At 70.4% G+C, this 11,719-nt stretch carries 12 protein-coding genes; 5 read left to right on the forward strand and 7 right to left on the reverse strand.

Features of this window, described 5'->3' with window-relative positions:
- Positions 1-9: 9 nt before the first annotated feature.
- Positions 10-612: a response regulator gene (locus ACO1X9_RS00595; RefSeq protein WP_486348888.1), complete on the reverse strand. Its 603-nt coding sequence runs from the start codon at positions 610-612 to the stop codon at positions 10-12.
- Positions 609-1,820 carry a sensor histidine kinase gene (locus tag ACO1X9_RS00600; RefSeq protein WP_486348889.1) on the reverse strand — a complete coding sequence of 404 codons (1,212 nt, stop codon included), beginning with the start codon at positions 1,818-1,820 and terminating at the stop codon, positions 609-611. Before ACO1X9_RS00600 ends, ACO1X9_RS00595 begins: the two co-directional genes overlap by 4 nt.
- A 111-nt stretch (positions 1,821-1,931) precedes the next feature.
- On the opposite strand from ACO1X9_RS00600, the gene ACO1X9_RS00605 reads away from it, so the two are divergent.
- Positions 1,932-2,471 carry a small multidrug efflux protein gene (locus ACO1X9_RS00605; RefSeq protein ID WP_486348890.1) on the forward strand — a complete coding sequence of 180 codons (540 nt, stop codon included), beginning with the start codon at positions 1,932-1,934 and terminating at the stop codon, positions 2,469-2,471.
- A 302-nt stretch (positions 2,472-2,773) separates the two neighbouring features.
- On the forward strand, positions 2,774-4,114 hold the full coding sequence (locus ACO1X9_RS00610; RefSeq protein WP_486348891.1) for a cryptochrome/photolyase family protein: 1,341 nt from the start codon (positions 2,774-2,776) through the stop codon (positions 4,112-4,114).
- A gap of 105 nt (positions 4,115-4,219) precedes the next feature.
- On the opposite strand, the gene ACO1X9_RS00615 is transcribed toward ACO1X9_RS00610, so the two are convergent.
- Both ACO1X9_RS00615 and ACO1X9_RS00620 read right to left on the reverse strand, forming a co-directional pair.
- On the reverse strand, positions 4,220-5,125 hold the full coding sequence (locus tag ACO1X9_RS00615) for a carbohydrate kinase family protein (RefSeq protein ID WP_486348892.1): 906 nt from the start codon (positions 5,123-5,125) through the stop codon (positions 4,220-4,222).
- Entirely contained in the window at positions 5,125-6,054 is a 930-nt protein-coding gene (locus tag ACO1X9_RS00620; protein ID WP_486348893.1) for a pseudouridine-5'-phosphate glycosidase, read from the reverse strand. Before ACO1X9_RS00620 ends, ACO1X9_RS00615 begins: the two co-directional genes overlap by 1 nt.
- Positions 6,055-6,311: 257 nt before the next feature.
- On the opposite strand from ACO1X9_RS00620, the gene ACO1X9_RS00625 reads away from it, so the two are divergent.
- On the forward strand, positions 6,312-6,806 hold the full coding sequence (locus ACO1X9_RS00625) for a hypothetical protein (RefSeq protein WP_486348894.1): 495 nt from the start codon (positions 6,312-6,314) through the stop codon (positions 6,804-6,806).
- Between the two features lie 73 nt (positions 6,807-6,879).
- Here ACO1X9_RS00625 and ACO1X9_RS00630 read toward each other — a convergent pair whose 3' ends face one another.
- Genes ACO1X9_RS00630 through ACO1X9_RS00640 form a run of 3 tightly spaced genes read right to left on the reverse strand, consistent with a single transcriptional unit; the run spans position 6,880 to position 10,283 of the window.
- The gene (locus tag ACO1X9_RS00630) at positions 6,880-8,754 is read right to left on the reverse strand and encodes an FAD-binding oxidoreductase (RefSeq protein ID WP_486348895.1); all 1,875 of its coding nucleotides are present in this window, start codon (positions 8,752-8,754) and stop codon (positions 6,880-6,882) included.
- Positions 8,751-9,470: a lysophospholipid acyltransferase family protein gene (locus ACO1X9_RS00635; RefSeq protein WP_486348896.1), complete on the reverse strand. Its 720-nt coding sequence runs from the start codon at positions 9,468-9,470 to the stop codon at positions 8,751-8,753. The genes ACO1X9_RS00630 and ACO1X9_RS00635 overlap by 4 nt, the downstream gene beginning before the upstream one ends.
- A 30-nt stretch (positions 9,471-9,500) precedes the next feature.
- Positions 9,501-10,283 carry an SDR family NAD(P)-dependent oxidoreductase gene (locus ACO1X9_RS00640; RefSeq protein WP_486348897.1) on the reverse strand — a complete coding sequence of 261 codons (783 nt, stop codon included), beginning with the start codon at positions 10,281-10,283 and terminating at the stop codon, positions 9,501-9,503.
- 98 nt (positions 10,284-10,381) lie between these two features.
- Here ACO1X9_RS00640 and ACO1X9_RS00645 point away from each other — a divergent pair, with 98 nt between their 5' ends.
- Positions 10,382-11,158, forward strand: a complete 777-nt coding sequence (locus tag ACO1X9_RS00645) for a hypothetical protein (RefSeq protein WP_486348898.1) — start codon at positions 10,382-10,384, stop codon at positions 11,156-11,158.
- Positions 11,155-11,664 (forward strand): SDR family oxidoreductase, encoded by a 510-nt coding sequence (locus ACO1X9_RS00650; RefSeq protein ID WP_486348899.1) that lies wholly within the window; start codon positions 11,155-11,157, stop codon positions 11,662-11,664. Before ACO1X9_RS00645 ends, ACO1X9_RS00650 begins: the two co-directional genes overlap by 4 nt.
- Positions 11,665-11,719 lie beyond the last annotated feature (55 nt).

Raw genomic sequence — 11,719 nt, forward strand, 5'->3', positions numbered from 1 at the left:
TCGTCCGGTCTAGATCCAGCCCCGCTCCTCGGCGAGGATCACCGCCTGCTGCCGCGTCGCGACCGAAAGCTTGCCGAGGATCGCCGAGACGTGATTGCGCACCGTCCCGGGCGCGAGCGACAGAGCCCGCGCGATCTGACCCGTCGTCTCGCCGCGTCGGCCCGCACGCAGCACGTCGAGCTCGCGGTCGGTGAGCGGGCAACGCTCGTCGGTGAGGGCGTCGGCGGCGATCTCCGGATCGACGTAGCGTCCGCCCGCGGCGATACGGCGGATGACGGCCGCGACCTCGTCGGCGCTGCGCGACTTCGGCAGGAAGCCTGCGACGCCCGAGGCGAGGGCGCGGCGGAGCACGCCCGGACCCGCGTGACGGGTGACCACGAGGCAGCGCGTGGCGACCGTGCGGTGCAGGCGCTCGGCGACCTCCACGCCGTCGAGTCCTGGCATGTCGATGTCGAGCAGGCAGACGTCCGGTACGAGCCGTGTCGCCTCGGCGAGCGCCTCCGCGCCGTTCGCACACTCCGCGACGACCTCGATGTCGCCCTCGAGTCGCAACAGGGCGGCGAGAGCGGAACGGATCATCGCCTCGTCGTCGGCGAGGAGCACACGGATCATCGCGCGGACCTGTCCGTCGGCACGATCACGGCGACCAGGAAGGACTGCCGCTCGCGCCGCACCTCGAGCGTCCCGCCGGCCTCGGCGATACGGCGGCGGATGCCCTCGAGGCCCGAGCCGTCGACATCCTCCCCTGCGTCCCGCGCGTCATGCGCATCGTGGACGTCGTTCGCGACCTCGTACCGCCACGAGGCGCCGGCGCGCACAAGGGCGAGTCGCGCCCAGTGCCCGCCGCCGTGGCGCAGGATGTTCGTCGTCGTCTCCCGGATGACGGGACCGAGCACCTCCGCAGGGGCGAGGTCGGCGTCGGGGTCGATCGACGCCTCGACGGTCGCCCCTGCGGCGCGAAGCAGGTCTGCGGCGTTTGCGATCTCGTCGCGGAGCGGAACCGAGCGAAATCGGAGCGCGAGATCGCGGGTTCCCTGCCGCGCGTCGTCCACGCTGCGGCGAGCGGTCTGAAGGTGCGTGGCGGCTTCCGCTGCGTCGCGCGTGAGGAGCCTCTCGACGAGCTCTAGCTGGAGCGCGATGACCTGGAGGTGGTGGCCCTGGAGGTCGTGCACGTCGGTGGCGACGCGTAGTCGCTCTTGCGTCGCGGCGAGGCGCGCCTCGGACGCCCGCGCACGATCGAGCGCCACGAGGACATCCCACCACCACAGCGACGAGACGGTCATGACCGGCAGGAGCACGGCGTAGATCGGCAGCAGGAGCCCGCTCGATCCGAGCACGTCGAAGGTCGCGAATCGGATGTCGAGGAAGCACAAGGCGGCGAGCGCTGCTGTGCTCCCGAGAACGAGCCGCAGGCGCACCCCGGCCGGCCACGGCAGGAGCATGAGCGACTGCGCGGCGGGGAGCGCACCGATGAGCCACGATCCTGAGAGGACGCCCGCCGCCACTCCGGCCGCGACCGCGAGGAGCACGAATACCGCGGCGTAGCGTCGCCGATCTGCGGGCGCGTCGTCCGCCCGGTGTCGATAGGAGTGCAGGAGCGGGACCGTGGCCGCGCCCCAGACGAGCCCGCACGCGGCGGCGGTCACGGCGACCGGGGCGTCGAGGCCCGATCCGACGAAGGTGCCGACCCACAGGAGGACGAGGATGACTTCGAAGAAGAGGATGGCGCCGAAGGTGTACCACCACGTCGCCGAGATGCCGCGCGCGAGCTGCGCGCAGGCCGGGGAGCCGGGCTCGGTCACGGCGGATCGACGGGTCACGCGTACACCCTACGGGCGTGACAGATGTCACCCATCTGACGGGATGTTCGCCCGGAAACCGGTGACGGAACGGCACTTCCTGGCCCGCGGTCGACACGGTGGACTCGAGGCATGAACCCCCTCGAGATGTTCCAAGACCTGATCGCACGCGTTCCCGAATTCGTGCAGCCGCTCATCGTGGCGCTCGCCGGCGCGGTGCCCTTCATCGAAGGCGAGGGCGCCGCGGCGCTCGGGATCGTCGGCGGCATCCCTCCCGTCGTCGCCGTCATTGCCGGCGCCGTAGGCAACTTCGTGTGCGTCGCCGTGCTCGTGATCCTCAGCTCGCGGGCGCGGACCGCGCTCGTGACGCGCCACCGCGCGAAGGTGCAGGAACGCGTGCTCGCCGGGGGCGGTGTCGAATCCAGCGAGCTCACGCTCGATCCCCCGCGCACGCCGCGCCAGGCGAAGTTCCAGCGCGCGTTCGAGCGATACGGGCTCCCGGGTGTGTGCCTCCTCGGCCCGCTCGTCATGCCGACCCAGTTCACCGCGACGATGCTCGCGGCTGCGGGAATCGACCGGACGCGCATCCTCATCTGGCAGGGCGTCGCGATCGTGCTGTGGACGGTCGTGATCGGCGCGCTCGTCGGCGGAATCGTGCACGCGGCGGCTTGATGAGAGGCTCCCGGCAAACTCTCACAAAAATAACGATCGGGTAACTAGACGGCGTTACCGATCCGTTATACATTGTCATCAGCGCCCACCGTTTGCTGTGGCGGAGGACGCGGAATGTGATTGCAGGACACTCTTGGTGCAAGGGAGAAGGCCGGCCGCTCGCCTCTGCGGCCGGCCTTCAATCCGTTAACGGCGAGGGTTTTGTCGGGTTAGTTGCACATTGCTCCGTCCTCCGGCGACAGTCTGCAACTGCGGCGACAAAAGGCCGCCTCCGCAAGCAACCAGCTGCCTAGGCTGAGCGGGTGAGCGGCCCCTCGATCGTCTGGTTCCGCGACGACCTGCGGCTCGCCGACCACCCCGCGCTACGAGCCGCCCACGACCGCGGCGCCCCCGTCATCCTGCTGTACCTCTTCGATCAGGAGAGCCCCGGCATCCGCCCCCTCGGCGGGGCGACGCGCTGGTGGCTGCACCACTCGCTCACCGCCCTCGCCGTCGACGTCGACGCCCGCGGCGGGCGGCTCGTGCTGCGCCGCGGTGCCGCCGAGGAGGTGCTGCCGGCGCTCGTCGCCGAAACCGGCGCCGACGCCGTCTTCTGGAACCGCCGCTACTCCGCCGCGCGCGAGATCGACGCCCGCCTCAAGACCCGCCTGCGCGACGACGGGCTCGAGGTGCAGAGCTTCGCGGCGAACCTCCTCGTCGAGCCGTGGGAGGTGACGACGGATGCCGGTGAGCCGTACAAGGTGTTCACCCCGTTCTGGCGCGCGGCCCGGGAGCGGGAGATGCGCGACCCCCTCCCCGCGCCGCGCGAGCTGCCCGCGGGACCGGCCACGGCATCCGACGACCTCGACGACTGGGCGCTGCTGCCCACGCGCCCCGACTGGGCGGAGGGGCTTCGGGAGACCTGGGAGCCGGGCGAACGGGCGGCGCACCGGCGGCTCGAGGAGTTCGCGCGCGACGGGCTCGAGAACTACGACCGACGCGACGAACTCACCAACCCCACCTCGGGGCTCTCCCCCCACCTGCGCTTCGGCGAGATCAGCCCCGCCCAGATCTGGCGACGGATGCACGGCGAGCTCTCTCCCGAGGCCCGACGCAACGTGCCGAAGTTCCTCTCCGAGGTCGGCTGGCGCGAGTTCAACTGGTCGATCCTCTACGCCAACCCCGACCTCGCGACGAAGAACTACCGCGCACCCTACGACGCCTTCCCGTGGTCGTGGGATCGCGGTGGGGAGCTGAGCGCCTGGCAACAGGGTCGCACCGGCATCCCCCTCGTGGATGCCGGCATGCGCGAGCTGTGGCGCACCGGCACCATGCACAACCGGGTGCGCATGGTCACCGCCTCGTTCCTCGTCAAGAACCTGCTGCGGCACTGGCGACTCGGGGAGGAGTGGTTCTGGGACACGCTCGTCGATGCCGACGAAGCGAGCAACCCGGGCAACTGGCAGTGGGTGGCGGGCTCCGGCGCCGACGCGGCGCCCTACTTCCGGGTGTTCAACCCCGAGCTCCAAGCGAAGAAGTTCGACCCGACCGGGGAGTACGTACGGCGCTGGGTGCCGGAGGACGAGCTGCTCGCACCGATCGTCGACCTCGCGGAGTCGCGGCGCGAGGCGCTCGAGGCGTTCTCGACCATCCGGCAGCGCTAGCTGCCACGGAGGTCGATGAGAGGGCTCCGGAGGGCTTGCGCGAGTCAATCGGGGTAGGGGTCCCCGCTCTTGACTCGCGCGAGTCCTCCGGAGCCCGTGCCCGAGTCAGACCGGAGGTCTTCCGCCCATCAGCATGACGGCTCGGGCGGCGACTTTCACGGCCTGCTGGGTGGCGGCCTCGGCGTCGTGGTCGACGACCCAGCGGGCGAGGAAGCCGGCGGCGAAGGCGTCGCCCGCGCCGGTCGGTTCGACGAAGTTGTCGACGCGCGGGGCGGCGACCTCGAAGGGTGGGAGCTCTCGGCGGAAGAGCGTGGCGCCCTGCTTGCCGCGCTTGAGGGCGACGAGCGGGAAACGCTCGAGCAGCTTGGCGCCGATGCGGAGGGGGTCGGTCTCGCCGGTGAGGAGCTCGCCCTCGGCGAGGTTGGGGAAGAGCAGCTCGACGTCGACGAGGTCGTCGAGGAAGCGTTCGACACCGTAGTCGGCGAGGTAGCCGGTCGACGACGGGTCGACCGACACGACGACGTCGCGTTGGCGCGCGTGGGCGATCATCTTCAGCGGAGCGCCGCGCGAATTGTCCTTCGTGATCGTGTAACCGCTCACGTGCAGCACTCCGGCGTCGTCGAGTATCGCGTCGGTGAGCGACTCGGCGCGGAGCGCCGCGTTCGCCCCGCGATCCGTGAACATCGACCGGCTTTGACCCTCGACGAGCAGCACGATCGCGCCCGTCGGCATCCCGGGTTCGACGTGCAGGTGCGGGGTCACCCCCGACTGACGCAGGATCTCGGCGTGCTGGTCGGCGTCGGCCGAACCGCATGATCCGACGAAGTCGACGGCCGCACCGACCGAGCCCGCCCACGCGGCGGTGTTCGCGGCGGAGCCGCCCGGACGCGGTTGGATGCGCGCGTCGGTGTCGGTGTCGGTGCGCATCGCGCCGCGCGGGACGACGACGATGTCGTTGACGATGTCGCCGACGACGACGATCCGCCGTCGTGCCCGCGTGAACTCGGCCATCAGGCTCCGACCGGCGTCGGACCGCCGAGCGCCACCCACGCCGTGGCGATGTCGGCCGCGACGCGCACGTTGTTGCGTGCGAGGTCGAGGTTGACCTCGAGGCTGCGGCCACCCGACGCGTCGACGATGTAGCCGAGCAGGAACGGCGTCACGGCCTTGCCGCGCACCCCGGCCGCCTCCGCGGCGGCGAAGGCGGTCGCGAGCACACGATCGTGCTCGGCGGGATCCCACTGCTGGTCGAGCGGCACGGGGTTGGCGACGACGATGCCCTGGCGCGCGCCCAACTCGTCGCGGGCCCGCATGATCGCGGCGACCTGCTCCGGACCGTCGACGGCGGCGTCGAGCTGGTATCCCGACTCGCGCAGCCAGAACGCCGGGAACTCGCGGGTGCCGTAGCCGACGACGGGGATGCTCAGTGTCTCGAGTCGCTCGAGGGTGGCGGCGATGTCGAGCACGCTCTTCACACCCGCGCTGACGACCGTGACCGGGTTCTCGGCGAGCGTCGGCAGGTCGGCCGACTCGTCGAACGTCTCGTTCGCGCCGCGGTGCACCCCGCCGAGCCCGCCGGTCGCAAAGACCCGGATGCCGGCCAGCGCCGCGAGGCGGGCTGTGGCGGCGACCGTGGTCGCCCCCGAGCGCCCGAGGGCGGCGAGGACGGGTAGGTCGCGCACGCTCGCCTTGACGAGGTCCTCCTCCGCGATGCGGCGCACTCCGTCGGCATCGAGCCCGACGTGCGGCACGCCGTCGAGCACGGCGATCGTCGCGGGGACGACATCGCGCTCGCGCAGGATCGCCTCGAACTCGAGCGCCGCCTCGTGATTGCGGGGGCGGGGCAGCCCGTGGGAGATGATCGTCGACTCGAGCGCGACCACCGGACGACCGGCGGCGAGCGCCTCCTCGACCTCGGGGCTCAGGTGCAGTGCGGGCATTCCGTCAACGTTAGCCGCCCCGCTAGCACGCTCCCGCCGCGCGCCTCACGGTGACTTTTCAGCGTTGCCGAACCGGTCACGCTCTCGCCCGGAATTTCGGGCGAGAGCGTGACGCGCTGCAGATCGCGCACCCGCTGTCAAGCGTTGCCGGCCCCCGATCGGGGGGCGTCGCGGCAATCCGTTCGCGGGGCTCGCGCCGGACCCCCCGTGTCGACCGGGAAAGACTCGGCCGGCGGACATCACGAAGGAGTTCCCCCATGAACACCCAGAAGAAGACCGCTCTCGGCATCCTCGGCGCCACCGCTGCGACCGCGTTCGTGCTCGGCGCCACCGCTCCCGCGATGGCCGACGACATGACGCAGTCCTGGTCGGCCGACACCACCGAGACGAAGACCCGCATCCTCGAGAGCCTGGGCCTCTCGAACGAGTCGCCGGTCGTGGTCGCCCCCGAGGTGAGCACCGGTGACGTCCACACGGGCGACATCCTGTCCGGCATCCTCGCGGGCAACGAGGTCGGCAACGGCAACGTCGTCGGCTCGGGCAACGACACCGCGATCGGCTCGGGCAACGAGACCGGCCTCAACGTGTCCGACCTCGTCGACGGTGACGTCGGCGACATCACGAACGACCTGGGCCTCGGCGACATCACGAGCGACCTCGGCGTCGGTGACATCACGAGCGACCTCGGTGTCGACGTGAGCGACCTGCTCGACAGCATCGACGTCTCGCTCGACAACATGTTCGAGGACTGATCCCCCTCCGGGAGTCGATCCACGCAGAAGCCCCGGCACACCGCACGTGTGCCGGGGCTTCTCGGTGCGTGGGCTAGGACTTCTTGGCGGCGGGCTTGCGCGCCGTCGTCTTCGCAGCGGTCGTCTTCGCAGCGGCCTTGGTCGGAGTCGCCTTCGCCGCCGCCTTGGCCGGAGTCGTCTTCGCCGCGGTCGCCTTCGCGGGGGCTGCCTTCGCGCGCGTCGGCGCCTTCGCGGGGGCCTTCGCCGCGGCGACCTTCTCCGGCTTCGCCCCGAGGATCTTGCCCGGGTTGAAGTTGCTCTTCGGGTCGTTCGCGGCGAACAGTCCGGCCATGACCTGCACGCCCTGCGCCGAGATGTCCTGCTCCATCCAGGGGGAGTGCTCGACACCGACGCCGTGGTGGTGCGAGAGGGTCGCGCCGTTGTCGATGAACGACTGCTGGATGGCCGACTTCACGACGTCGTACTCGCCGAGCATGTCCTTGCCGCCGACGAACGCGAACGTGAAGTAGAGGCACGCGCCCGAGTGGTACGAGTGCGACATGTGCGCCATGATCCAGCCCTTGATGCCGACGGAGGCGTACGCCTCATCCGCCGCCTTCATGGCGCCGTCGTAAACCGCCTGCAGCTTCGACCACGGAGCGGCCGTCTCGGAGACGTCGCCGACCGCGCCGAAGTCGAGCAGGAAGTCGCGCAGGTACGGGGTGTCGAACTTCTTCTGGTCGTAGAGCACGCCGGGGCCCGTGCCGACGCCCATGCCGTTGTGCTTCTTCACGATCCTGTCGACGATGTCCTTGGAGAACTTCGTGCCCGCCTTCGTGCCCTCGAAGCCGATGAACGAGAGCGCGATGTTGTCGAGGCCGCCGGGCTGCTTCGCCCAGCCCTTGCTCTTCATGAGCTGCGGCAGCACGGTGCCGGCGAGGAACTTGTCCTTGCCCTTGCGCGCCTTGCTCGTCGCGAGCGAGAAGCCCGACTCGCGGCCGTCGGAGACACGCGTGATCGACGGATGCGCGTCCGACTCCGAGATCTCCTGCATCGCCTTGAGGCCGGTCTCGAAGTTGGGGAAGAAGTACGCCTGCACCTCGCGCACCTCGGCGTTGCGTCGCACCTGAGCCGTCACCTCGGTGATGACGCCGAGGCGCCCCTCCGAACCGAGGATCATCTCGCGCACGCTCGGGCCCGTCGACGTCGACGGCAGCGAGCGGAGGACGAGCGTCCCGCCCGGCCGCGCGACGCGCAGACCGCGAGCGATCTGGGAGATGTCGCCGAAGCGGTCGCTCTGCATGCCCGAGGAGCGCGTCGCGACCCAGCCGCCGATCGTCGAGTGGTTGAACGAGTCGGGGAAGTGGCCGATCGTCCAGCCCTTCTTCTGCAGCTGCGCCTCGAGGTCGGGACCCAGGGCGCCGGCCTGGATGCGGGCGGTGCCCGAGTCCTCGTCGATGTCGAGCACCTTGTTCAGGCGTCCGAGGTCGAGCGAGACGATCGTGCGCTTCTCGGCGGCCTGCGGCTCGAGCGATCCGGCGATGTTGCTGCCGCCGCCGAACGGGATCAGCACGGCGTTCGCGGCGACGGCGGCGTCGACGACGCGCTGCACCTCGGCCTCGTCGTCGGGGTAGACCACGACGTCGGGGTAGCGGGAGACCTTGTTCGCGCGGATGCGGGCGATGTCACGGAAGCTCTTGCCGTAGACGTGCACGACGCGCTCCATGTCGTCGGTGCGCACGTCGTCGGCGCCGACGATCCCGCCCAGCGTCTTCAGGAACGCCGCGGTGGCGACCGGCTTCGGGATCGTCATGTCGTCGAACGAGGGCGCCTTCGCCGCGGTCGCCGAGTGGAGGTCGAGCCCGACGGCCTTGAGCACGAACGGGGCGAAGCCGGGCTTGTCCTGCCAGTGGAAGGCGGTGCCCTCGTTGCCCCAGCCCCACCACTTCATGTGCTTGACGTCGGTCACTTCTTGTCTCCTTCGGGGGAGTCGTAGGGGTTCTCCGCGCCCAGCACGCGCGGACCGTGTTCGGCGAGCATCCGCTCGATCTCGGCCTTGATCCGGGCCATGAACTCGGACGGCACCTCGCCCTCGCGAGCGTACATCGGCGCACCGTAGACGACCGCGACCGGCAGACGCCCGGGCTTGGGCCACTTGCCTCCCCGGGGATGCGCGCGGCCTGCGCCCACGAGCGCGATCGGGATGCACGGCACCCCGGTCGCCGCGGAGAGCGCGGCGGCCCCGGGCTTGAAGTGGCCGAGCCTGCGGTAGTCCTTGGCGCGCGTGCCCTCGGGGAAGACGAGCAGCGGCACTCCCTTCTGCAGGAGCACCTTCGCGCTGACGCCCCGCGGGTCGACGCCGGAGCGGTCGACGGGGAACGCGTTGAAGAAGAGACCGGTGAGACCGCGACGCCACCAGACGTCGAAGAAGTAGTCGGCGGCCGCGCCGGCGGCCAGATAGCGAGCCATCCGACGCGGCAGCGATCCCATGATGAGCGGAGCGTCGAGATGGCTCGAGTGGTTGGCGATCGCGATGAACGCCTTGCCGACGCCCTTGAGCTGCTTACGGCCGTGCACCTCGACGTCGACCGTCGACCAGGCGACGGGCTTCAGGATGCCGCGCTGCGCGACGAAGCGCGCGGCGGCACGTGCTCGTGACGTGAAGCGATCGGTGTTCGCGGACATCGACTTCCCCTTACCCGCGGCCGGCGTCGGTCACTCGGCAACAGTACTGCTGCGGCTCGACGAGATGGCACGGGAGATCGCCCGCACCGTGCTGCGCGGGAGGTGACGCACCAACCACATGAGCACCTTGTACCGAACGCTCGGTATGGAGATGACCTTGCCGCGATCGGCGTCCCGCAACGCCGATCGCACGAGGGATTCGGAGTCGAGCCACATCCAGGAGGGGATCCCGCCCTTCGAGATCCCGGCGCGGTCGTGGAACTCGGTGTGCACCCAGCCCGGGCACAGCGCCGTGACCGTGACCCCGGTCTTGTGCAGCTCGTTCGAGAGACCTTCGCTGAAGACCGTCACCCACGCCTTCACGGCCGAGTACCCGCTCGCCATCGTGATGAACCCGGCGGTGCTCGACACGTTGATGATGCGACCGCGGCCGCGCGCCCGCATCCCGCGGGCTCCGGCGGCGGCGAGTTCGCGCACGGCCCGCACCATGACCTCGAAGGCCAGGTCATGACCCGTCGAGTCGGCGTCGGAGCCGCGGGTATGCATGCCGAATCCGGCATTGTTCACGAGCACGTCGATCGGGCGCTGCGCGTCCTCGAGCCGCATCACGACCTTCGCGACGTCGGCGCGCTTCGCGAGGTCGGCGGGCAGCACTTCGACCTCGCGACCCATGCCGCGCAGTTCATGTGCCATCTCGTCGAGACGCGTCCTGTCGCGGGCGACGAGCACGATGTCGTCGCCGCGCGCGGCCAATTGCCGGGCGAAGGTGGCGCCGATGCCCGACGTCCCTCCCGTGACGAGAGCGATACCCATGTGCAATACGATACGTGGCGGGCCAGTTCCGAGTGGCGCGCGGGTCGGGTCTCGACACGCGCCCGCCCCGCTGCTCGACCACCGAGAGGGCTTCCCCGATGACTTTCGACGTCCGCGAGTTCGCGCGCACCGCCCGCGGCAGCCACCGTTCGGAGATGGATCTCTCGAGGCTCACGGCTGCCGACGTCGACGACGACACCGCCCGGCTGCTGCGCGTGCTGCGTGATCTCGAGAGCTCGACGATGCACCGCATGCGCAACCTCCTCGTGACCGCGACGCACAAGGATGCGCGCGTCACGGCCTTCCTCACCACGTGGGCGTTCGAGAAGTTCTGGATCGCGGATGCCCTCACCGCCGTGCTCGAGGCGAGCGGGCATCCGATCGATTCCCCGGACGGCATGCTTCGCAAGTCGCGCGTCGAGCGGGCCGACCGCCGCGGGCCCGTGCTGCGCGCGATCGCCGGCAACATCGCCGGACCGAAGCTCGTCGCCGCGCACGTGACCATCGGACTCATCGACGAGTGGGTGACGAGTGCCGCCTACCCCCGCCTCGACGAACTCTCCGGCGAGCTGCACCCCGTCGTCTCGATGGTGCTCGAGATCAAGGACCGCCACATCGTCTTCCTCGCCGAGGAGGCGCACCGCCGCCTCGAGGAGTCGGCGCGCGCACGCAGCCTGACCGCGAAGACGGTGAAGCAGACCGCCTGGCCGGTGGGCGCCACCGAGCGCCCCGCCGACGAGCGCACGTTCTTCGAGACCACCGTCTTCGGGGGCGAGAGCGGCGCCGCGCGCGCCGCCGAGTTGTCCTCCGCGGTCGCCGCTCTGCCGGGCCTGGCTCCCCTCGGCCCCGTCGTGGCTGCGAGACTGGTTCCGTGACCCCCAAGAAGGCGACCCTCGACCTCGGCACCGCCAAGGTCTTCCTGACCGGAGCGACCGGCTTCGTCGGGCAAGCGGTGCTCGAGCGTCTGCTCAGCGACCACCCCGGCACGACCGTCTCCATCCTCGTGCGTGTCAAGGGCGGCGCGACGGCGGAAGACCGCGTACGCGGTCTGCTCAAGAAGCCCGTCTTCGCCGCCTGGCGCGAGAAGGTCGGCGAGAAAGGCATCGACGACGCGGTGAAGAACCGCATCACGGTCGTCGAGGGCGGCCTCACGTCGGCCTTCACGGTTCCGAAGGACGTCGACCTCGTCATCCACAGCGCCGCGAGCGTGTCGTTCGACGACCCGATCAACGAGTCGTTCGAGGCGAACATCGGCGGCGCGATGAACCTCTACGAGAATGTGCGCGCCTCGGGCGGCGACCCGCGCGTCGTGCACGTCTCCACCTGCTACGTGCAGGGGCTGCGCAAGGGCGTCGCGCCCGAGGCGCGCACATTCTCGTAGAGGTTCATCGCGCCGCCGATGTTCGCCTCGAACGACTCGTTGATCGGGTCGTGGA

This window comes from Pseudolysinimonas sp. (assembly GCF_057350545.1).

Coding starts and splice junctions, on each gene's coding strand:
- ACO1X9_RS00595 (WP_486348888.1), bottom strand. CDS start 612: ATGATCCGTGTGCTCCTCGCCGACGACGAGGCGATGATCCGTTCCGCT.
- ACO1X9_RS00605 (WP_486348890.1), top strand. CDS start 1,932: ATGAACCCCCTCGAGATGTTCCAAGACCTGATCGCACGCGTTCCCGAA.
- ACO1X9_RS00615 (WP_486348892.1), bottom strand. CDS start 5,125: ATGGCCGAGTTCACGCGGGCACGACGGCGGATCGTCGTCGTCGGCGAC.
- ACO1X9_RS00620 (WP_486348893.1), bottom strand. CDS start 6,054: ATGCCCGCACTGCACCTGAGCCCCGAGGTCGAGGAGGCGCTCGCCGCC.
- ACO1X9_RS00625 (WP_486348894.1), top strand. CDS start 6,312: ATGAACACCCAGAAGAAGACCGCTCTCGGCATCCTCGGCGCCACCGCT.
- ACO1X9_RS00635 (WP_486348896.1), bottom strand. CDS start 9,470: ATGTCCGCGAACACCGATCGCTTCACGTCACGAGCACGTGCCGCCGCG.
- ACO1X9_RS00640 (WP_486348897.1), bottom strand. CDS start 10,283: ATGGGTATCGCTCTCGTCACGGGAGGGACGTCGGGCATCGGCGCCACC.
- ACO1X9_RS00645 (WP_486348898.1), top strand. CDS start 10,382: ATGACTTTCGACGTCCGCGAGTTCGCGCGCACCGCCCGCGGCAGCCAC.